Raw genomic sequence first — 18,825 nt, 5'->3', positions numbered from 1 at the left:
GGGTTCTCTCACTCTCCCGCGGGCTTGGCGGGGAAGGCGGCGACGCACTTGAGTTCGATCGCGATCGGCGTCGGCAGCGCAGTGATGCCCAGCGTGGTCCGGCACGGCGCCGTGTCGATGTCCGGAAAGTACTCGGCCCAGACCGCGTTGTAGGCCTTGAAGTCGTGCGCCATGTCGGTCAGGTAGACGGTGACGTCGACCAGGTCCTCCCAGCGCGCGCCACTGGCCTCGAGCACGGTGTGGACGTTGGCGAACACCGCACGTGTCTGCGCGTCGATGTCGTAACTGATCAGGTGTCCGTCGGCGTCGTGGACGTTGCCGACGATGGCATTGCTTGCCGGGTCGCGCGGACCGATGCCCGACAGGAACAACAGATCGCCGACGCGGCGCGCATGCGGGTACGAGCCTACCGGTCGCGGCGCGGCAGAGGCACGGATCGCATCGCTCATCGCGGCGAGTCTCCCCTGTAGGCGTTGACCTGCGCGACGGCGGCCTTGTACAGGCCGTCGAGGGCTTCGAAGCTGTCGACGTTCATCGCCATGTCATGGACCAGGCCGTTGCGCAGGCTGTAGACCCAGCCGTGCACCGACAGTTCCTGGCCGCGCGTCCAGGCGTCGCGGACGATCGTCGTCAGGCAGACGTTCTGCACCTGCTCGATCACGTTGAGCTCGCACAGGCGGTCGTGGCGCTCGCTCTCGTCGGCGTGGGCGATGCAGTCGCAATGCTTGTCGGCGACGTCGGTGACATGGCGCAGCCAGTTGTCGGCCAGTCCCACGCGCTTGCCGTGCAGCGCCGAATGCACGCCACCGCAGCCGTAGTGGCCGACGACGAGGATCCGCTTGACCTTGAGCACGTCGACCGCGAACTGGATCACCGACAGGCAGTTGAGGTCGGTATGCACCACGACATTGGCGATGTTGCGGTGGACGAAGACCTCGCCCGGCGCCATGTCGATGATCTGGTTGGCCGGTACGCGCGAATCGGAGCAGCCGATCCACAGGTACTCGGGCGCCTGCTGCTTGGACAGGCGGGCGAAGAACTCGGGGTCCTCGCGGTTGATCCGTTCGGACCACTCGCGGTTTCGTTCCAGCAGGTCGGCGAGGGGGCTTGTGCTCATTGCTTCCATCCCAGGTTCAGTCCGACGTTCTTGGCGTCGGTGAAGAAACGCATGGCCTCGAACCCGCCCTCACGGCCCATGCCGGAGGCGCCACTGCCGCCGAACGGCGTGCGCAGGTCGCGTTGCAGCCACGTGTTGACCCAGACCATGCCGGCGCGCAGGTGCGCGGCGAAATGGTGGGCACGGTTGAGGTCGCGGGTCCAGACCGAGGCGGCGAGACCGTAGTCGCCGGCGTTGGCCAGGGCGAGTGCCACGGCGTCGTTGTCGAACGGTTGCAGGGTCACGACCGGGCCGAAGATCTCCTCGCGGTTGCTGGCGCAGTCCGGGCCGAGGCCATCGATGACGGTCGGCGCGACGAACCAGCCCGGGCGTTCGAGTGCATTGCCGCCGCACAGGACCTGGCCGCCTTCATCGCGGGCGCGCTGCAGTGCCGCCATGACCTTGTCGAAGTGTGCCTGCGACACCAGCGGACCGAGCTGGTTGTCGCCGTCCATCGGATCGCCGACACGCAGGCCGGTGGCGCGTTCGACCAGGGTGTCGCGGAACTCGCGGTAGATGCTTCGCTCCACCAGCATGCGCGAACCGCACAGGCAGATCTGCCCGGAGTTCTGGAAGGCAGAGCGCACCAGGGTATCGAGGTGGTCACGCCAGTCGCTGTCGGCGAACACCAGGGTCGGGTTCTTGCCGCCGAGCTCCAGCGAGACCTTCTTCAGCAGCGGACCGGCCATGCCGGCGATGCGTCGACCGACCGCGGTGCTGCCGGTGAACGACACCGCCTTGATGCGCGGATCGACCACCATCGGTTCGCCGACCTCCGGACCCAGGCCATGCACGATGTTGAGCACGCCCTTGGGGAAGCCGATCTGTGCGGCCAGTTCGCCGAGCATGGTCGCCGTCAGCGGTGTCACCTCCGACGGCTTGGCAACGACCGTGTTGCCGGCAGCGAGCGCCGGCGCGATCTTCCAGGTGAACAGGTACAGCGGCAGGTTCCACGGCGAAATCGTGGCCACCACGCCGAGCGGCTGACGCAGCGTGTAGTTCAGCCCGGCCTGGCCGTGGTGCGACTCGCTGGCGAACTGGGTCGCGGCGTGGGCGAAGAAGCGCAGGTTGCTGATCGCGCGCGGAATCTCCGCTTCGCGTGCCAGGCCGATGGGTTTGCCGCCGTCACGCGATTCGGCGTGGGCGAAATCGTCGAGGTTGGCTTCCAGTGCGTCGGCCAGCTTCTCCAGCCAGCGCGCGCGCTCGCTGTTGGGCAGGGCCGACCAGGTGGGGAAGGCGGCCTCGGCCGCGGAGATCGCGGCGTCGACGTCCGCCGCGTCGCCCTGGGCGACTTCGGCGAAGGGTTTGCCGTTGGACGGGTCGATGACTTCGAGCCAGCGGCCCGATGCGGGCTCGCGGGATTGGCCGGCGATGAAGTGGCAAAGGCGCATGTGGCTAGCTTACAGCGACCGCGTCCGGCCACCATCCACCGGCAGGTTCACCCCGGTGATATACGACGCCGCCGGCGAGCACAGGAACGCAATCGCCGCCGCCGTCTCCTGCGGCCGGGCAAAACGCCGCATCGGGATCTCCGACACCATCTTCTCGAACACCTCCTCGCGGCTGCGTCCGGTCTTGTTGGCGGTGTTGTCGATGATCTGCTCGATGCGCGGCGTTTCGGTCGAGCCGGGCAGGACGTTGTTGACGGTGATGCCCTTGGCGGCCACTTCGGTCGCCAGGGTCTTGGCCCAGGACGCGACCGCCCAGCGGGTGGTGTTCGACACTCCCAGCCCCTGCAGCGGTTCCTTCACCGACGTCGAGATGACATTGACGATGCGGCCGTAGCCATCGCGTTCCATGCCCGGGATCACCGCCTCGGCGAGCACGTGGTTGGCGATGAGGTGCTGGCGGTACGCCGCTTCGAATGCGGCGATGTCGGCGCCGTGCACCGGCCCCGGCGGTGGACCACCGCTGTTGTTGACCAGGATGTGCACTGGCTGTGCGGCCACGAGTGCCTCGACCTTGGCGCGCAGGGTGTTGGTGTCGGCGCTGTCGACGGCGATCCAGCCATGCGCCTGCCCAGGCTTGGCAGGCAACTGGTCTGCGGCCTCGCGCAGCCGTTCCTCGCGTCGCGCCAGCAGGGTGACGTTGGCGCCCAGTTCGGCCAGTGCCTTGGCCGTCGACAGGCCGATGCCCTGGCTCGCACCGCAGACGAGGGCATGCTTGCCGCTCAGGTCCAGATCCATGTCTCAGTCTCCCTTGGGTTCGATGCGTTCGTTCATGCGGTCGCGCATCAGCGCCGCGATTTCGCGGCCTCCTTCGCGCGTGCTGGTCGCGAGGTGAGCGGTCACCGATTCGCGATTGGCCAGCGGGTGGTTCTGGCTGAGCTTGAACTTCAGCGTGATCTGCCCGGCGACGAAGCGGAAGCCGATGATTCCGCGCAGCTGGCTGCGGTGGTCGTCGCGCTCAAACTCGAAGCGCCACTCCTGGCCAACGCTGGCCTCGTGCTCGCGGCTGAGACCGTCGACGAGCATCGCCAGCGAGGCTTCATCGTTGAACGTGGTCAGTTGGCCGCGCAGGTGGGCCATGGCGTAGTTCCAGGTCGGCACCCGCGCTTCCTCCTCCTTGTCCGGATACCAGGAAGGCGAGACGTAGGCATGCGGGCCATGGAAGATCGCCAGCGCCGGTCCGGCGTGACGCGCCTGCGGGTTGGGCCTGGCCCAGTGGCCAATCAACTCGACGCGATCGCCCTCGCGCCGGTACAGCACCGGCAGGTGGCTGACGGTCGGTTCACCATCGTGCACGGTGACAAGCGTGATGAAGCGGTCGCGCTGGGCCAGCCAGTCGAGCGCCTGCAGGTCGGTTTCAGCGAAGGCGCGTGGCAGGTACATGCGTTCTCCGGTGCGACGGCCAGGTCAGCGCCGCGAAGGAAGCTGCCGCACCATCTGCGCGCGCAGCATCTCGTCGTCGTCGGCACTGGGTGGTGCCAGTTCGTCGAGGGCGAAGCCGCGCGTGCGCGCGTCGTCCTCATCGAGTCCGTCGAGGGCGACGAACTCGGCATCCATCAGCGCGGCGCGGGCCGTGTCCTCGCTGTCGTAGGGCTGGCTGACGCCGTCGCTGTCGAGCACTTCGGCCGTGCCCGCATCGAGCACGCGAAGGCGTGCCCAGATCAGGGTGCGGCCGATCGTGGCCAGCCACCATTGGTCGATGTAGCTCATCCGATCACCACCGAAAGCAGCCAGAGGAGGGCAGCGCAGACCAGGCCGGCGATGATCGTCAGCAGCGAGATCCGCGCCGGAGTGGCCAGGCCATTGAGATTGCGATCGGCCACCGACAGGTAGCCGCGACGCAGCAGCCAGCCCCAGGCCGAGGGGCGGGCGAAAGCACCTTCGCCGAGCTGCGCCTGCAGCTGCGGGTGGCGGTCGCGGATGTGCACCAGCGACAGCGGCCAGAAGATCACGAACGCGCAGAAGCCGGCGATGGCGACGGCGACGAAGAGCAGGGCCAGGAACAGGATCATGTCATTCCGTTTTCGTAGCCCCTCTCCCGCTTGCGGGAGAGGGGTTGGGGTGAGGGCAAGATCGCCTCATCCGGCCCTTCGGGCCACCTTCTCCCGCTCGCGGGAGAAGGGCAGGGTTGTCAGAACTCCGCGTGCCCCGGAGCGCGCGGGTACGGGATCGCATCGCGGATGTTGCTCAGGCCGCAGACATAGACCACCAGGCGCTCGAAGCCCAGGCCGAAGCCGGCATGCGGCACCGTGCCGTAGCGGCGGAAGTCGCGGTACCAGCCGTAGTGCGACGAATCCAGGCCGAACTGCGCCATGCGCGCGTCGAGCATGTCCAGGCGCTCTTCGCGCTGGCTGCCGCCGATGATCTCGCCGATGCCCGGGGCCAGCACGTCCATCGCCGCGACGGTCTTGCCGTCGTCGTTGAGGCGCATGTAGAAGGCCTTGATGTGCTCGGGGTAGTTGGTCACCACCACCGGGCGGCCGACGTGTTCCTCGGTCAGCCAGCGCTCGTGCTCGGTCTGCAGGTCCAGGCCCCATTCGACCGGGAACTCGAACTTCTTGCCGGACTTCTGCAGCAGCGTGATCGCATCGGTGTACTCGATGCGCTCGAACGGTGCGTTGACGAAGGCTTCCAGGCGGGTGATCGCGTCGGCCTGCACGCGCTCGGCGATGAAGGCCAGGTCGTCGCCACGCTCGTCGAGCACGGCGCGGAACAGGTACTTGAGGAACTCCTCGGCCACGCGCGCGTCTTCGGCCAGGTCGGCGAAGGCGATCTCCGGCTCGACCATCCAGAACTCGGCCAGGTGGCGGGTGGTGTTGCTGTTCTCGGCGCGGAAGGTCGGGCCAAAGGTGTAGACCTTGCTCAGCGCCAGCGCATAGGCCTCGACGTTGAGCTGGCCGGACACGGTCAGGAAGGTTTCCTTGCCGAAGAAGTCGCGGCTGAAGTCGACCTCGCCCTTGTCGGTGCGGGGCAGGTTGGCCACGTCCAGCGTGGAGACGCGGAACATCTGCCCGGCGCCCTCGGCATCGGACGTGGTCACGATAGGAGTACTGATCCAGTAGAAGCCGTTCTCGTGGAAGTACCGGTGCACGGCCTTGGCCAGGCAGTCACGGATACGCGTCACCGCGCCGAACAGGTTGGTGCGCGGACGCAGGTGGGCGACCTCGCGCAGGAACTCCAGCGAGTGCGCCTTGGGCTGGATCGGGTAGGTCTCCGGGTCTTCGACCCAGCCGACCACTTCCAGCGAACTGGCCTGGATCTCGAAGCTCTGGCCCTGGCCCTGCGAGGCCACCAGGGTGCCGGTGGCGATCACCGCGCAGCCGGCGGTGAGGCGCTTGACCTCGGATTCGTAGTTCGACAGGTCGGCCGGGGCGACCACCTGGATGGGCGCGAAGCAGGAGCCGTCGCTGACGTTGACGAAGCTGAGCCCGGCCTTGGAGTCGCGGCGGGTGCGCACCCAGCCACGGACCGTGACTTCACCACCCGCCGGGATCCTGCCCGCGAGCGCGTGTTCGACGCTGACCACCGTCATGCCTTGAATCCTTGCCTGTTCGGGCCGATATGGGGAATGCGGCAGTTTACCGAAGCGTCCGCATAGCGTCGCTATAATTCGCCCAAAGGCGGTTCGCCGTCCCGTGTCGCCACCCCGGAGTGCCTCAATGGCTGTCACCCTTGCCCCCGCCGCCCTCGAACGCGTGCAGCGCTACCTGGTCGAATCGCCCGATGCGATCGGCCTGCGCTTTGGCGTCTCGCGCACCGGCTGCTCGGGCTGGCAGTACAAGGCCGACCTCGCCCGCGAGACCCACGAAGGCGACACCGTGTTCGAGCAGGACGGCGTGCGCATCTATGTCGATGCGCTGAGCCTGGCCCTGGTCGACGGCACGCAGATCGACCTGGTCAAGCAGCGCCTGGGCGAGCAGTTCCTGTTCCGCAATCCCAACGTCACCGCCGAATGTGGCTGCGGCGAGAGCTTCACGACCAAGGCCGACGCCGCCTGAGGTCCGTTGCCCCCTGCAAGCCGGGGGAGCAGCCAAGCTAGACTCGGTCCCCTTGCTTTGAGGGGATTCCGACATGCTTCGTCCAGTTCTGCTTGCGGTGGCCATTGCCGCCGGTCTGTGCGTGACCGCACCCCACGTTGACGCCGCCGCGCCCTCTGCCGTGGCGCCAACCCGCAACGCCGCCACCCAGGCCCTCTACGCGCTGTTCGACGAAGAGTGGGAACGCGACATGCGCGAGAGCCCGGAAGAGGCCAGCTACCGCGGCGACAAGCGCTTCAACGATCGCTGGACCGACATGAGCATGGCGGCGATCCAGGCGCGCATGGAGGGCGACCGCAAGGCCCTGCAACGGCTGCGCGCCATCGACCGCAAGGCGCTGTCGGCCAGCGACCAGCTCAATTACGACGTGTTCGGCTGGGACCTGGAAAAGGCGGTCGAGCGGCAGAAGTACCGCGAATACCTGAGCCCGGTCGGCCACAGCGGTGGCGTGCAGACCGCCGAAGGCATCGCCGAGGTGCTGCCGTTCGCGACGACGAAGGACTACCGCGACTGGCTGGCACGCATGCGCGCCGTGCCGGAAGTGATCGAACAGAACGAAGCACTGATGCGCGAGGGTGCCGCCACCGGCAACACGCCGCCGCGGGTGCTGATGGAGCGGGTGACCGGGCAGATCCAGGCGCAGATCGTCGACGATCCAGCCAAAAGCCCGTTCTACAAGCCCTTTGCCCGCTTTGCCGACACCGTGCCCGAGGCCGACCGCGCCGCGCTGCAAGCCGAGGCGAAGCAGGTCATCACCGACACCATCGTCCCGGCCTACCGCGGCTTTGCCACGTTCTTCGCCAATGAATACCTGCCGAAGACGCGCACCACGATCGCCGCCACCGACCTGCCGGACGGCAAGGCCTATTACGACTTCGTCGCCGGCTACTTCACCACCACCGACCTCAGCGCCGAGCAGATCCACCAGATCGGCCTGAAGGAAGTGGCGCGCATCCGCGCCCAGATGGAGAAGGTCAAGGCCGAAGTCGGCTTCAAGGGCAGTCTCGCCGAGTTCTTCCAGTACCTGCGCAGCGACCCGAAGTTCTTCTACAAGTCGCCGCAGGAGCTGTTCACCGGTTACGAGGCGATCGCCAAGCGGATCGATCCGCAACTGGTGAAAGTGTTCAAGACGATTCCGCGCCTGCCTTACGGCGTGCGCCCGATTCCCGACAACATCGCCCCGGACACCACCACGGCCTATTACCAGCCCGGCGCTGTCGACGGCACCCGCGCCGGCTTCTACTACGTCAACCTCTACAAGCCGGAGGTGCGGCCGAAGTGGGAAATGATGGCGCTGTCGCTGCACGAGGCGGTGCCCGGCCATCACTTCCAGTTCGCCCGCGGCATGGAATTGCCGGACGCGCCGATGTTCCGCCGCACGGCCTACTTCGTCGCCTACGGCGAAGGCTGGGGCCTGTACGCCGAGCGCCTGGGCTACGACATGGGCCTGTACGACGACCCCTACGACCGCATGGGCCAGCTGGCCTACGACATGTGGCGGGCGGTCCGGCTGGTGGTGGACACCGGCATGCACAGCAAGGGCTGGAGCCGCGACAAGGCGATCGCCTATTTCATGGACAACTCGCCCAAGACCCGCCAGGACGTGGTCAACGAGATCGACCGCTATATCGGCTGGCCGGGGCAGGCGCTGGCCTACAAGATTGGCCAGCTCAAAATCTCACAGTTGCGTGAGAAGGCGTCGAAGGAGCTGGGCGACCGGTTCGACCTGCGCGAGTTCAATGATGCGGTGCTGGAGACGGGATCGGTGCCGTTGCAGGCGCTGGAGGCGCGGATCGACGCGTGGATCGTGCAGGAGAAGGGGTGAGGGCTCTGGCGGGAGACCCATCCCCACCCCGGCCCTCCCCTTGAAGGGGAGGGAGACTATCGGGGGCCAAGCGCCGGGATTTGCTCCAAGCCCTTGAATCAGCCATAATTTCCGGCTCCGCGGGCCCAGGCCCGGGGAGACCTTGCTCCACCGCCTCCATTCCGGGAGGCCGGGGGGCTGATCCGGTCAGCGCCAGGGCGTCATTTCTGCCCTGCGCGGATCATCATCCACAAGGAATCACACCATGCGTCATTACGAAGTCGTGTTCCTGGTCCATCCGGACCAGAGCGAGCAGGTGCCTGCCATGATCGAGCGCTACAAGTCGCTCATCGAAGGCGGCGAAGGCAAGATCCACCGTCTCGAGGATTGGGGCCGCCGTCAGCTGGCCTATCCGATCGAGAACCTGGTCAAGGCCCACTACGTCCTGCTCAACATCGAAGTCACCCAGAACGTGCTCAACGAGCTGGTCGACGGTTTCCGTTTCAACGATGCCGTGCTGCGCCACCTTGTCATCAAGCGTGACGAGGCCGACACCGAGCAGTCCCTCATCATGAAGTTCAAGGATGAGAAGGGCGACAAGCCGGAGCGCGGCGAACGCCGCCGCCGTGACGAAGAAGGCGAGACCGTGGTCGGCACTGCCGACGTCGCCGACGATAACGAAGCCGCCTAAGGGATCGCCAACATGTCCAAGTTCTTCCGTCGCCGCAAGTTCTGCAAGTTCACGGCCGAGGGTGTGAAGGAGATCGATTACAAGGATCTCAACACCCTGCGCCAGTACCTCACCGAGACCGGCAAGATCGTGCCGAGCCGCGTGACCGGTACCAAGTCGAAGTACCAGCGCCAGCTGTCCACGGCCGTCAAGCGCGCCCGTTTCCTGGCCCTGATCCCGTACACCGACAACCACAACGCCTAATGAAATTGGTCCGCTCCTTCGGGGGCGGACGTTTCTTCCCCTTCTGCCGTCCGCGGTGGAGGGGAGGGGTTTCGGACAGCGAAACACCGCTGCGGGGCACAGCCTCGCTAACGAAATAGGAGCAACACCATGCAACTGATCCTCCTGCAGAACGTGCAGAACCTCGGCAAGCTCGGCGACAAGGTCAACGTCAAGCCGGGCTTCGGCCGCAACTTCCTGATCCCGTACGGCAAGGCCACCCCGGCGACCCCGGCCAACCTGGCCGAGTTCGAAGCGCGTCGCGCCGAGTACGAAGCCAAGGCCAAGGCCGCCCTCGACGGCGCCGAAGGCCGCAAGGCTGCGCTGGAAGGCGTGGAAGTGACCATCTCGGCCAACGCTTCGACCGAAGGCAAGCTGTACGGCTCGGTCACCCCGCGTGACATCGCCGAAGCCCTCACCAAGGCCGGTCACAAGGTCGAGAAGTCGGAAGTCGTGCTGGGCGAAGGCCCGCTGCGTCGCACCGGCGAGTACGAGATCGTCGTGCACCTGCACGCCGACATCGAAGCCACCGTCAAGGTCATCGTGGTCGGCGAAGTCGCCTGATCCGAAGATCCACCGGGTTTCAAACAAGGGGCGCCGAAAGGCGCCCTTTGCTTTTTGTGGATGACGATCCGGCGCCCAGACGCAAACCAGACAATTCCTATACGGATCAGGGTGACTGGCTGACACAGTTGCCGCCGCCATCTCGGTAGATGGCTTCCTCCCCCAGGTGTCGGCCATCCCATGGACTCTCCGCAGCACCCTGCCAGCGACCCGCAGTCGGTCGCCATCCTGACCGACTCCTACTGTGGCGGCCCATCCAGGTCGCTGTGGATGGCACCCGTGGTCGGCGCCGCAGCGGCGCCAGAGCTGGTCGACCTGGTCGCTGCCAGCCTGCGCAAGGTCTGCCAGGACAAGCACGACGGTGAGCGTGCGTTCTGGCTGATGGCGCGGATCCTCGACCTGCACCTGGCCGACAGCCTGTCGCCCGTGCGCACGGGCAGGTGGGCAACCGAAGCGATCGACGCGCTCCTGGGCATGCTGTCGCAGGCGCTGCTGGTTGAGTTGCATCGGCACCGTCCGCAGCAGGGCGCAGTCGCGACCGGATCGCTGCCGCCGCGTTACTGAGCCGGCCAAACACGCGATACTGGCAACGGGGAGTCGCCTGCAAAGCGCAGGCGATGGGCGGTCAACGACGGCTGTCTCAGGTCCTGAGACGGCGCCATGCCATCTATCCACGCGATATCCACAGAGTTATCTGCAACCCCCCGAGGGCATCGGCGACTACGATGCCCGACCCGTCACACAATCACAGCCGCACAGACGGCGCACGGAAGGGGCAACAAAACGGCATGAGCGCACGTCCAGGGTTTCGCGGCGAGAAGCGGTTCGAGACGCGCACTGAGCAGCGCCTTGACCAGCTGCGCGTGCCTCCGCAGTCGATCGAAGCCGAACAGGCGGTGCTCGGCGGCCTCATGCTGGTGCCCGACTCCTACGACCGGATCGCCGACCAGCTCAGCGACAGCGACTTCTACCGGCGCGACCACCAGCTGATCTATCGTGCGATCCGCGAACTTGCCGGGAAGAACCGGCCGTTCGACGCGGTCACCCTCGGCGAGTGGTTCGAATCGATGGGCATGTCCGAGCAGGTCGCCGGCGGCGCCTACCTGATCGAACTGGCCAGCACGACGCCGTCGGCCGCCAACATCACCGCGTATGCGGAAATCGTCCGCGACAAGGCGATCCTGCGCCAGCTGATCGACGTCGGTACCGGCATCGTCAACGATGGCTTCCAGCCCGACGGCCGCGAAAGCAGCGAGATCCTGGAAGAGGCCGAGCGCCAGGTCCTGGCGATCGCCCAGGCCAACACCACCGGCAAGACCGACTTCACCGCGGTGACCAAGGCGCTGTCGGAAGCGTTCGACCTGCTGCAGACGCGCTACACCAACGGCAGCGGCGTGACCGGTCTGGCCACCGGCTACACCGAGTTCGACATGATGACCGCCGGCCTGCAGAAGACCGACCTGATCATCCTGGCGGCACGTCCTGCGATGGGCAAGACGACCCTGGCGCTGAACATGGCCGAGTACGCCGCGTTCCGCAGCAAGCAGCCGGTGGCGGTGTTCTCGATGGAAATGTCGGCCTCGCAGCTGGCGATGCGCCTGATCTCCTCGGTCGGTCGCGTCAACGCCCAGCGCTTGCGTACCGGCCAGCTCGAGGACGAAGACTGGAGCCGGGTGACCAGCGCGATCCGCCAGCTGCGCGAGGTAAAGATCTTCATCGACGACGAGCCCGGCCTGTCGCCGGTCAAGCTCGCCGCCAAGGCGCGCCGCCTCAAGCGCGAGCACGGTGGCCTGGGCCTGATCGTCATCGACTACCTGCAGCTGATGTCGGTGCCCGGCAACAGCGAGAACCGCGCGACCGAAATCTCCGAGATCTCGCGCTCGCTCAAGGGCCTGGCCAAGGAACTGCAGGTGCCGATCATCGCCCTGTCGCAGCTCAACCGCTCGCTGGAAACGCGTACCGACAAGCGACCGGTCATGGCCGACCTGCGCGAATCGGGCGCCATCGAGCAGGACGCGGACATGATCGTGTTCATCTACCGCGACGACTACTACAACAAGGAAAACTCGCCGGACAAGGGCCTGGCCGAGATCATCATCGGCAAGCAGCGTTCCGGCCCGACCGGTTCGATGAAGCTCAAGTTCTTCGGCGAGTACACCCGTTTCGACAACCTGTCGCACGACTCGGTGGGCAGCTTCGAGTAAATGCGGGGAAAGACCGAGCGTCGCTGCGACTGAGATCGCGGTGGCCCTTACAATGGGGCGCGCGTTACCACCACCCGGGAACGAAGTGCACCAGTCAGCAGGCATGCCCCCGGCCGTCAGCGAGCGGCCCACCCGTATCGTGGTCGATCTCGACCATCTGGCCTTCAATCTGCGCAGCATCCGCGCCCATGTCGGCGTGCCGGTGATGGGCATCGTCAAGGCCAATGCGTACGGGCATGGCCTGGTGCGTGTCGCGCTGCACCTGCAGGCGCAGGGCGTGGAGCAGCTGGGCGTGGCGTTCCTGGAAGAGGGCATCGCCCTGCGCCAGGCAGGCGTGACCGCGCCCGTGCTGGTACTGGGCGGCATTTTCGGGCGGCAGGTGGCGCAGTTCCTGGTCCATGACCTGGAGATCACCGTCTCCTCGCTCGACAAGCTCCGCCTGGTGGAGGCGGCGGCCGAGGCAATGGGGCGCAAGGCCGTCATCCATCTCAAGATCGACACCGGCATGGAGCGCATCGGGGTGCACAGCTACTCCGCGCGCGCCTTCATCGAGGCGGCGGTGGCGTCGCCTTGGTGCGTGCTCAAGGGCATCTATTCGCATCTGGCGTGTTCGGACGATCCGTTCTCGCCGATGAGCACCCAGCAGCTGGAGCGGTTCCGGGAAGCGTTCTCGCACATCGAGCGCATCGGCGCGCCCATGCCGTTGCGACACCTGGCCAACTCTGGCGGCGTGCTGCACTTCCCCGAGACGTGGCTGGACATGGTCCGTCCGGGGATCATGCTCTACGGCGTCCAGCCCGACCCGGCCTCGCGGCACAGCGTCGACCTCGAGCCAGTGATGTCGCTCGCCTCGCAGGTCGTCTACTTCAAGGTGGTCAAGGCCGGCAATCCGGTCAGCTATGGCGCGACCTGGGCGCCTGAGCGCGACACGCGCGTGGTGACGGTGCCCATCGGCTATGGCGACGGATTCCCGCGGGGGTTGTCGTCGCGCGGCGAGGTGCTGATCCGCGGCCAGCGCTACCCGATCGTGGGGCGCGTGTGCATGGACCAGTTCATGGTCGACATCGGCCAGGACAGCGCCTTCAACGAAGACGAGGTGGTGCTGGTGGGCGCGCAGGGCGACAACGCCATTACCGTCGAAGCGCTGGCGCAGCGGGCCGGCGTGATCCCCTACGAAATCCTGGTCGGCCTCAACGACCGCATTCCGCGCGAGTATCGCGGCGGCCTGTAACCGACCGCGCATCCGGGCCAGGGCTGACGACAGCGCCCCCGACAGCGGCATACTTCGCCCGTCCATCAACAGGAGGGGCGATGTCCGCAAACGCTGCGAATCCGGCGCCGCTGGCCCTGGTCTGGTTCCGCAACGATCTGCGGCTGGCCGACAATCCTGCGCTGCGGGCCGCGCTCGATGGCGGCTACGTGCCGGTGCCGGTCTACATCCACGCGCCGGACGAGGCTGGTGACTGGCGGCCTGGCGCGGCTTCCGATGCCTGGCGACATCGTTCGCTCGACGCGCTCGACGGACAGCTGCGCCTGCGCGGCTCACACCTGCGCCGCTTCTTCGGCCCGAGCCTGGCGACGCTGCAATCGCTGGTGGCCACCACCGGCGCCGAGGCGGTGTTCTGGAACCGTCGCTATGAGCCGGCATTCGAACGCCGGGATGCCCGCATCAAGCAGGTGCTGCGCGGGCAGGGCGTGCATGCCGAAAGCTTCAACAGCGCGTTGCTGTTCGAACCGTGGACGCTGAAGACCCAGCAGGGCACGCCGTTCCGGGTGTTCACTCCGTTCTGGCGTTCAGCGCTCGCGCACTGGCAACTGCAGGCCTGCGCGGACGCCCCTGAGCGATTGCCCGACAGCGGCGACGGTCCAGAAGGCGTACCGCTGGCGGCTCTGCGCCTGGCGCCGGCCCAGGGTTGGGATGGCGGCTTCTGGGAGCGCTGGACGCCGGGCGAAGAAGGGGCCCTGCAGGCACTGGAAGCGTTCACCGATGGCGCGCTGAACGGCTACGCGCTGCAACGCGATCGCCCGGACCGGATCGGTACCTCGCGGCTGTCGCCGCATCTGCATTTCGGCGAGATCGCACCCTGGCGCGTGGTCGCGGCAGTGGAACGGCTGCGCGGTGCGGTAGCCGATGCCGACATCGACGCGGCCCGGCGCGAACTGGGCTGGCGCGAGTTCGGCTACCACCTGCTGCACCACTTCCCGGAAACGCCGCAGCAGAACTTCGACCCGAAGTTCAACGCCTTCGACTGGGCGCAGGTTTCGCCCTCGCACCTGCAGGCCTGGCAGCAAGGCCGCACCGGGGTGCCCATCGTCGACGCAGGCATGCGTGAGCTGTGGAGCACCGGCTGGATGCACAACCGGGTGCGCATGATCGTGGCCAGCTACCTGACCAAGCATCTGCGCTATCACTGGCGCCACGGTGCCCGCTGGTTCTGGGACACGCTGGTCGATGCCGACCTGGCCAGCAACACGCTCGGCTGGCAGTGGGTGGCCGGCACCGGTGCCGACGCAGCACCGTACTTCCGCATCTTCAATCCGGTGACGCAGGCGCAGAAGTTCGACCCGGAGGGGAGCTACATCGCGCGCTGGCTGCCGGAGCTGGCGGGATTGCCGCTGCCCTTGCGGTTCGCGCCGTGGCAGGACCCGGTGACTGCGCAACGGCTGGCGCCGGACTACCCGATGCAGCCGCTGGTGGATTTGTTTGCCGGGCGTGACGGCGCGTTGAAGGCCTATCGTCGGATGCGGGTTTCGTAGGTTCGGTTGCGTTGACGGTGCTCTTGGCAGCGTGATTCACTCGCGGCAAGGCTTGGGAGGGCGCATGGCAACGACAGGAGAGCGGGCAACTTCGCGCAAGCGCGCGCGCCGGGAGACGATGTCGCGCGTCGACACGGCCTGGTTGCGCATGGAACGGCCGACCAATCCGATGATGATCACCGGCGTGCTGATGTTCGCCGAGACGATGTCGCTGGAGCGGCTCAAGCGCGTGATCAAGCAGCGCTTCCTCGCCTACCGCCGCTTCCGCCAGAAGGCCGTGGACACGCCGGCTGGCGCCTCGTGGCGCACCGACCCCAACTTCAACCTTGACTGGCACGTGCAGCCGGCGGCGCTGCCGGGCCGTGGCGACAAGCGCGCGCTGGAGCGTTTCGTCAGCCAGCTGGCGTCGTCGCCGCTGAGCCATGACCGGCCGCTGTGGCAGTTCCACCTGGTCGAGAACTACAACGGCGGCTCGGCGCTGATCGCGCGCATCCATCACAGCTACGCCGACGGCATCGCACTGGTGCAGGTGCTGCTGTCGCTGACCGATACCCAGCCCGACGCCGGCAACGACAGCGAACTGCCGCGTGCATGGCTCAAGCAGGACCACGCCGACGTCGCTCGTCGCGTCGGCGCCGTCGACCGCTACATGCAGCTCGGCAGCAAGGTGGTCGAGAAGGGCATGGACTTCTATCGCGACCCCGGCCTGGCCGCGGTGCTGGCGAAGGAGGGCGGCGAGATCGCGCGCGAGCTGCTGCACGCGCTGGCCTTGTCCGACGATCCGCCGTCGCTGTTGCGCGGGCGCCTGGGCGTGAGCAAGCGCGTGGCCTGGGCCGAGCCGCTGGATCTGGAAGAAGTGAAGGCGGTCGGTCGTGCTTGCGACTGCACCGTCAACGATGTGCTGATGGCGACTGCCGCCGGCGCGCTGCGCAGCTACATGATCGAGCGTGGCGAGCGGGTCGATGGCATGACGTTGCGCGCGACCGTGCCGGTCAACCTGCGTCCGCTCGAACACGCACGCAAGCTGGGCAACCACTTCGGCCTGGTGTTCCTCGACCTGCCGGTCGGCGAGGGCAACCCGATCCGCCGCCTGGAGCGCGTGGCCGAGTGCATGCGCAACCTCAAGAATTCAAGGCAAGCCATTGTTGCGTATGGCTTGTTGGCCGCGCTCGGCATGGCGCCGGCGGCCATGCAGGGTCTCGCGCTGGAGCTTTTCAGTCGCAAGGCGACTGCGGTGGCCACCAATGTCCCCGGTCCGCAGCAGCCTCTCTACCTGGCCGGCTGCATGCTCCGCGAAATGATGTTCTGGGTGCCGCAGACCGGTTCGATCGGCGTCGGCATTTCGATCCTGAGCTACAACGGCCGCGTGCATTTCGGCCTGATCGCCGACGGTCGCCTGATCCCGGATCCGGACGCGGTGATCAGCCGCTTTGGCGCCGAGTTTGAGAAGCTGCTGTATCTGTCCTTGATGGGAAGCTGGGAGCACGCGCTCGATGCCGTTGCGGCAGAAGCCATGTTCCCTGCCGGAAACTGAATAGGTGTGACCGCTGGTCGCTCCCACCGCACGCGGACGTGATTAGCTTGCGCCACAGTTCAACCGAGCTTCCCAGAAGGACCGCCCCGATGAAGACCCAGATCAAGTTTGCATTCGCCGCATTGGCGATGACCGCCGTGATTGCCGGTTGCGCCACGAGCCAGCCGTACTACGGCCAGCAGTACCCGCAGGGCCAGTATCCGCAGGGCCAGTATCCGCAAGGCACGCCGCAGCAGGGGCAGCAGCCGCCGGCGCAGCAGCAGGGCATGAGCAAGACCGGCAAGGGCGCGCTGATCGGTGCGCTGGCCGGCGTCGCCGCGGGCCTGCTCAGCGGTGACGATGCCACCGAGCGTCGCCAGCGTGCGCTGGTCGGTGCGGGTGTCGGCGGTCTCGCCGGTGCCGCGATCGGCAACTACCAGGACCGCCAGGAGCGTGCGCTGCGCGACCAGATGGCCGGCACCGGTGTGGATGTGGTGCGCGATGGCAACAACATCACGCTCAACATGCCCAGCGGCATCACGTTCGACTTCGACAAGTCCAATCTGAAGCCGGAGTTCTATCCGGTGCTCGACAACGTGGCGCGCACGCTGCAGGAGTACAACCAGACCATCGTTGAGGTGGCCGGTCATACCGACAGTGTCGGTAGCGATGCTTACAACCAGAAGTTGTCGGAGCAGCGGGCCAATGCGGTGTCGGGTTATCTGACCAGCCGTGGCCTCAATCGCGATCGTTTCATCGTGGTCGGTGCGGGTGAGACGCGTCCGGTGGCGAGCAACGACAGCGAATCCGGCCGCGCGCAGAACCGTCGTGTCGAGATCACCTTGGTGCCGATCGAGTCCTGATCGCTTGCCGGTGGGATCGGAAAGAGCCGCCTTCGGGCGGCTCTTTTTGTTTGGGTCGGTTGGCGACGCATGAAAACCGTCATCCCCGCGAAGGCGGGGATCCATGGACATTGGTAGCCCGGGTAAGCGAAGCGCACCCGGGATCGCCCACGTCTCCCGGCTGCGCTTCGCTTACCCGGGCTACTTGAACTATTTTCTGTAACGCATTGATCTTTCTTTGGTCGTGCAAAAGATGACAGGCGGATCTGGTCAATACTGACGCCAAGGTGTAAATATATGCACCATGGCCAGCCCTTCCCCGAAACGTACCGCCGTCCTGGCCTTCATCCGCGAGCGGATCGAGGAGGGTCAGCCGCCGAGCCTGGCCGAGATCGCGCAGGCCTTTGGTTTTGCTTCGGTCACGGCGGCGAAGAAGCATGTGCAGGCGCTGGCCGATGCGGGCCAGATCGAGCTGGTGCCGAACCAGCGGCGTGGCATCCGCCTGGTCGGTCGCGATGCGCCGGGCGAGCTGGTCAGCCTGCCGGTGCTGGGGCGGGTCGCGGCCGGTGTGCCGATCGGTGCCGACATCGTCGAGGACGCTCCGCGCCTGCGGCTTGATCGCCGCCTGTTCTCGCGTGCCCCCGACTACCTGCTCAAGGTGCAGGGCGATTCGATGATCGACGACGGCATCCTCGATGGTGATCTGGTCGGCGTGCATCGCAGCAACCAGGCGCGCGATGGCCAGGTGGTGGTGGCGCGGGTCGATGGCGAGATCACCATCAAGCGACTGGAACATGCGGGCGACGGTATCCGCCTGTTGCCGCGCAACCCGGTGCATTCGCCCATCGTGGTCGAACCGGGCCAGGACTTCGCCATTGAAGGCATCTTCTGCGGCCTGGTCCGGCCGGGTTGAGGCGGGGCTGAGGGCATGGGCGCGGTCGTCGCCATCGACAGCCTGCTGGACCAGCGCCGGCTCTGGAAAGGCCAGCAGCGCCATGTGCTGCCGGCCAGTCCGCAGCCGAGTGGGCACGCCATGCTCGATGCGGCGCTGCCCTCGGGCGGGTGGCCCGACGGTGCACTGACCGAACTGCTGATCCCGGCCGATGGTGTCGGCGAGTTGCGCCTGCTGTGGCCGACGCTGGCGCGGTTGTCGCAGAACGATGGCGTCATCGTCGTGGTCGCGCCGCCGTACGTGCCGTTCGCACCGGCCTGGCAGCGCGCCGGTGTGCGCCTGTCGCAGTTGCAGGTGATCGACACGCCGCCGCGCGATGCGCTGTGGGCGGCCGAGCAATGCCTGCGCTCGGGCGCGTGCGCGGCGGTGCTGTGCTGGCCGCTGCACGCCGACGACCGCGCGCTGCGGCGGCTGCAGGTGGCGGCCGAAACGGGGCGGTGCCTGGGCTTCGCGATCCGCCCGGCCAAGGCCGCGCGCAATCCTTCGCCGGCGGCGCTGCGCATCGCCATCGATACCGATCCGCAGCAGCTGCGCGTGCTCAAGTGCCGCGGCGGGCTGGCGCCGACGCGGCCCATTGCCTTCGACTGGCAGTGAGG

At 66.9% G+C, this 18,825-nt stretch carries 21 protein-coding genes; 13 read left to right on the top strand and 8 right to left on the bottom strand.

Going from position 1 to position 18,825, the window contains the following annotated elements; all coding sequences use genetic code 11:
- Nucleotides 1-8 precede the first annotated feature (8 nt).
- The 8 genes from MNR01_RS03120 to asnS all read right to left on the bottom strand — a co-directional run bounded on the left by MNR01_RS03120 (nucleotide 9) and on the right by asnS (nucleotide 6,136).
- Nucleotides 9-449 carry a RidA family protein gene (locus MNR01_RS03120; RefSeq protein ID WP_241919525.1) on the bottom strand — a complete coding sequence of 147 codons (441 nt, stop codon included), beginning with the start codon at nucleotides 447-449 and terminating at the stop codon, nucleotides 9-11.
- On the bottom strand, nucleotides 446-1,117 hold the full coding sequence (gene can / locus MNR01_RS03115; RefSeq protein WP_241919524.1) for a carbonate dehydratase: 672 nt from the start codon (nucleotides 1,115-1,117) through the stop codon (nucleotides 446-448). The genes MNR01_RS03120 and can overlap by 4 nt, the downstream gene beginning before the upstream one ends.
- The gene (locus MNR01_RS03110; protein WP_241919523.1) at nucleotides 1,114-2,547 is read right to left on the bottom strand and encodes an aldehyde dehydrogenase; all 1,434 of its coding nucleotides are present in this window, start codon (nucleotides 2,545-2,547) and stop codon (nucleotides 1,114-1,116) included. The genes can and MNR01_RS03110 overlap by 4 nt, the downstream gene beginning before the upstream one ends.
- A gap of 9 nt (nucleotides 2,548-2,556) precedes the next feature.
- The gene (locus MNR01_RS03105; protein ID WP_241919522.1) at nucleotides 2,557-3,342 is read right to left on the bottom strand and encodes an SDR family oxidoreductase; all 786 of its coding nucleotides are present in this window, start codon (nucleotides 3,340-3,342) and stop codon (nucleotides 2,557-2,559) included.
- Between the two features lie 3 nt (nucleotides 3,343-3,345).
- Nucleotides 3,346-3,987 (bottom strand): FMN-binding negative transcriptional regulator, encoded by a 642-nt coding sequence (locus MNR01_RS03100; protein ID WP_241919521.1) that lies wholly within the window; start codon nucleotides 3,985-3,987, stop codon nucleotides 3,346-3,348.
- Between the two features lie 24 nt (nucleotides 3,988-4,011).
- Entirely contained in the window at nucleotides 4,012-4,314 is a 303-nt protein-coding gene (locus tag MNR01_RS03095; RefSeq protein ID WP_241919520.1) for a hypothetical protein, read from the bottom strand.
- On the bottom strand, nucleotides 4,311-4,616 hold the full coding sequence (locus MNR01_RS03090; protein WP_241919519.1) for a hypothetical protein: 306 nt from the start codon (nucleotides 4,614-4,616) through the stop codon (nucleotides 4,311-4,313). The genes MNR01_RS03095 and MNR01_RS03090 overlap by 4 nt, the downstream gene beginning before the upstream one ends.
- 119 nt (nucleotides 4,617-4,735) lie before the next feature.
- A complete protein-coding gene (asnS, locus tag MNR01_RS03085) occupies nucleotides 4,736-6,136 on the bottom strand; it encodes an asparagine--tRNA ligase (RefSeq protein WP_241919518.1) in 1,401 nt (466 codons plus the stop codon).
- Nucleotides 6,137-6,263: 127 nt separating this feature from the next.
- Here asnS and MNR01_RS03080 point away from each other — a divergent pair, with 127 nt between their 5' ends.
- The 13 genes from MNR01_RS03080 (at nucleotide 6,264) to imuA (ending at nucleotide 18,823) form a co-directional block, all read left to right on the top strand.
- Entirely contained in the window at nucleotides 6,264-6,602 is a 339-nt protein-coding gene (locus tag MNR01_RS03080; protein WP_241919517.1) for an iron-sulfur cluster assembly accessory protein, read from the top strand.
- Nucleotides 6,603-6,675: 73 nt separating this feature from the next.
- Nucleotides 6,676-8,466, top strand: coding sequence for a DUF885 domain-containing protein (locus MNR01_RS03075; protein WP_241919516.1), 1,791 nt, complete (start codon nucleotides 6,676-6,678; stop codon nucleotides 8,464-8,466).
- A gap of 244 nt (nucleotides 8,467-8,710) precedes the next feature.
- Nucleotides 8,711-9,136: a 30S ribosomal protein S6 gene (gene rpsF, locus MNR01_RS03070; protein ID WP_200605073.1), complete on the top strand. Its 426-nt coding sequence runs from the start codon at nucleotides 8,711-8,713 to the stop codon at nucleotides 9,134-9,136.
- Nucleotides 9,137-9,148: 12 nt separating this feature from the next.
- Nucleotides 9,149-9,379 carry a 30S ribosomal protein S18 gene (gene rpsR, locus MNR01_RS03065; RefSeq protein ID WP_055899483.1) on the top strand — a complete coding sequence of 77 codons (231 nt, stop codon included), beginning with the start codon at nucleotides 9,149-9,151 and terminating at the stop codon, nucleotides 9,377-9,379.
- Between the two features lie 129 nt (nucleotides 9,380-9,508).
- The gene (gene rplI / locus MNR01_RS03060; RefSeq protein WP_241919515.1) at nucleotides 9,509-9,961 is read left to right on the top strand and encodes a 50S ribosomal protein L9; all 453 of its coding nucleotides are present in this window, start codon (nucleotides 9,509-9,511) and stop codon (nucleotides 9,959-9,961) included.
- Between the two features lie 180 nt (nucleotides 9,962-10,141).
- Complete coding sequence (locus MNR01_RS03055) at nucleotides 10,142-10,525, top strand: hypothetical protein (RefSeq protein ID WP_241919514.1); 384 nt, start codon at nucleotides 10,142-10,144, stop codon at nucleotides 10,523-10,525.
- 224 nt (nucleotides 10,526-10,749) lie between these two features.
- Complete coding sequence (locus MNR01_RS03050; RefSeq protein ID WP_241919513.1) at nucleotides 10,750-12,165, top strand: replicative DNA helicase; 1,416 nt, start codon at nucleotides 10,750-10,752, stop codon at nucleotides 12,163-12,165.
- A 103-nt stretch (nucleotides 12,166-12,268) separates the two neighbouring features.
- A complete protein-coding gene (alr, locus tag MNR01_RS03045) occupies nucleotides 12,269-13,396 on the top strand; it encodes an alanine racemase (protein WP_241919512.1) in 1,128 nt (375 codons plus the stop codon).
- 80 nt (nucleotides 13,397-13,476) lie between these two features.
- Nucleotides 13,477-14,922 carry a deoxyribodipyrimidine photo-lyase gene (locus tag MNR01_RS03040; protein WP_241919511.1) on the top strand — a complete coding sequence of 482 codons (1,446 nt, stop codon included), beginning with the start codon at nucleotides 13,477-13,479 and terminating at the stop codon, nucleotides 14,920-14,922.
- 64 nt (nucleotides 14,923-14,986) lie between these two features.
- Nucleotides 14,987-16,456: a wax ester/triacylglycerol synthase family O-acyltransferase gene (locus tag MNR01_RS03035; RefSeq protein WP_241919510.1), complete on the top strand. Its 1,470-nt coding sequence runs from the start codon at nucleotides 14,987-14,989 to the stop codon at nucleotides 16,454-16,456.
- Between the two features lie 89 nt (nucleotides 16,457-16,545).
- Complete coding sequence (locus MNR01_RS03030) at nucleotides 16,546-17,298, top strand: OmpA family protein (RefSeq protein ID WP_345779026.1); 753 nt, start codon at nucleotides 16,546-16,548, stop codon at nucleotides 17,296-17,298.
- 283 nt (nucleotides 17,299-17,581) lie between these two features.
- The gene (gene lexA / locus MNR01_RS03025) at nucleotides 17,582-18,190 is read left to right on the top strand and encodes a transcriptional repressor LexA (RefSeq protein ID WP_241919509.1); all 609 of its coding nucleotides are present in this window, start codon (nucleotides 17,582-17,584) and stop codon (nucleotides 18,188-18,190) included.
- A gap of 15 nt (nucleotides 18,191-18,205) precedes the next feature.
- Nucleotides 18,206-18,823: a translesion DNA synthesis-associated protein ImuA gene (gene imuA, locus MNR01_RS03020; RefSeq protein WP_241919508.1), complete on the top strand. Its 618-nt coding sequence runs from the start codon at nucleotides 18,206-18,208 to the stop codon at nucleotides 18,821-18,823.
- The last annotated feature ends 2 nt before the right edge of the window (nucleotides 18,824-18,825 follow it).

This window comes from Lysobacter sp. S4-A87 (genome assembly GCF_022637455.1).
Classification (GTDB): Bacteria; Pseudomonadota; Gammaproteobacteria; order Xanthomonadales; family Xanthomonadaceae; genus Lysobacter_J.
Note: the sequence above shows the minus strand (reverse complement) of the source record. Positions and strands in the feature narration are given on the sequence as shown.

Excerpts from the sequence above, each read along its gene's own strand:
- MNR01_RS03055 (WP_241919514.1), top strand. The coding sequence starts at position 10,142 with ATGGACTCTCCGCAGCACCCTGCCAGCGACCCGCAGTCGGTCGCCATC.
- MNR01_RS03090 (WP_241919519.1), bottom strand. The coding sequence starts at position 4,616 with ATGATCCTGTTCCTGGCCCTGCTCTTCGTCGCCGTCGCCATCGCCGGC.
- MNR01_RS03095 (WP_241919520.1), bottom strand. The coding sequence starts at position 4,314 with ATGAGCTACATCGACCAATGGTGGCTGGCCACGATCGGCCGCACCCTG.
- rpsR (WP_055899483.1), top strand. The coding sequence starts at position 9,149 with ATGTCCAAGTTCTTCCGTCGCCGCAAGTTCTGCAAGTTCACGGCCGAG.
- imuA (WP_241919508.1), top strand. The coding sequence starts at position 18,206 with ATGGGCGCGGTCGTCGCCATCGACAGCCTGCTGGACCAGCGCCGGCTC.
- MNR01_RS03075 (WP_241919516.1), top strand. The coding sequence starts at position 6,676 with ATGCTTCGTCCAGTTCTGCTTGCGGTGGCCATTGCCGCCGGTCTGTGC.
- rpsF (WP_200605073.1), top strand. The coding sequence starts at position 8,711 with ATGCGTCATTACGAAGTCGTGTTCCTGGTCCATCCGGACCAGAGCGAG.
- lexA (WP_241919509.1), top strand. The coding sequence starts at position 17,582 with ATGGCCAGCCCTTCCCCGAAACGTACCGCCGTCCTGGCCTTCATCCGC.
- alr (WP_241919512.1), top strand. The coding sequence starts at position 12,269 with ATGCCCCCGGCCGTCAGCGAGCGGCCCACCCGTATCGTGGTCGATCTC.
- MNR01_RS03110 (WP_241919523.1), bottom strand. The coding sequence starts at position 2,547 with ATGCGCCTTTGCCACTTCATCGCCGGCCAATCCCGCGAGCCCGCATCG.
- asnS (WP_241919518.1), bottom strand. The coding sequence starts at position 6,136 with ATGACGGTGGTCAGCGTCGAACACGCGCTCGCGGGCAGGATCCCGGCG.
- can (WP_241919524.1), bottom strand. The coding sequence starts at position 1,117 with ATGAGCACAAGCCCCCTCGCCGACCTGCTGGAACGAAACCGCGAGTGG.
- MNR01_RS03100 (WP_241919521.1), bottom strand. The coding sequence starts at position 3,987 with ATGTACCTGCCACGCGCCTTCGCTGAAACCGACCTGCAGGCGCTCGAC.
- MNR01_RS03035 (WP_241919510.1), top strand. The coding sequence starts at position 14,987 with ATGGCAACGACAGGAGAGCGGGCAACTTCGCGCAAGCGCGCGCGCCGG.
- MNR01_RS03030 (WP_345779026.1), top strand. The coding sequence starts at position 16,546 with ATGAAGACCCAGATCAAGTTTGCATTCGCCGCATTGGCGATGACCGCC.
- rplI (WP_241919515.1), top strand. The coding sequence starts at position 9,509 with ATGCAACTGATCCTCCTGCAGAACGTGCAGAACCTCGGCAAGCTCGGC.
- MNR01_RS03080 (WP_241919517.1), top strand. The coding sequence starts at position 6,264 with ATGGCTGTCACCCTTGCCCCCGCCGCCCTCGAACGCGTGCAGCGCTAC.
- MNR01_RS03105 (WP_241919522.1), bottom strand. The coding sequence starts at position 3,342 with ATGGATCTGGACCTGAGCGGCAAGCATGCCCTCGTCTGCGGTGCGAGC.
- MNR01_RS03120 (WP_241919525.1), bottom strand. The coding sequence starts at position 449 with ATGAGCGATGCGATCCGTGCCTCTGCCGCGCCGCGACCGGTAGGCTCG.
- MNR01_RS03040 (WP_241919511.1), top strand. The coding sequence starts at position 13,477 with ATGTCCGCAAACGCTGCGAATCCGGCGCCGCTGGCCCTGGTCTGGTTC.
- MNR01_RS03050 (WP_241919513.1), top strand. The coding sequence starts at position 10,750 with ATGAGCGCACGTCCAGGGTTTCGCGGCGAGAAGCGGTTCGAGACGCGC.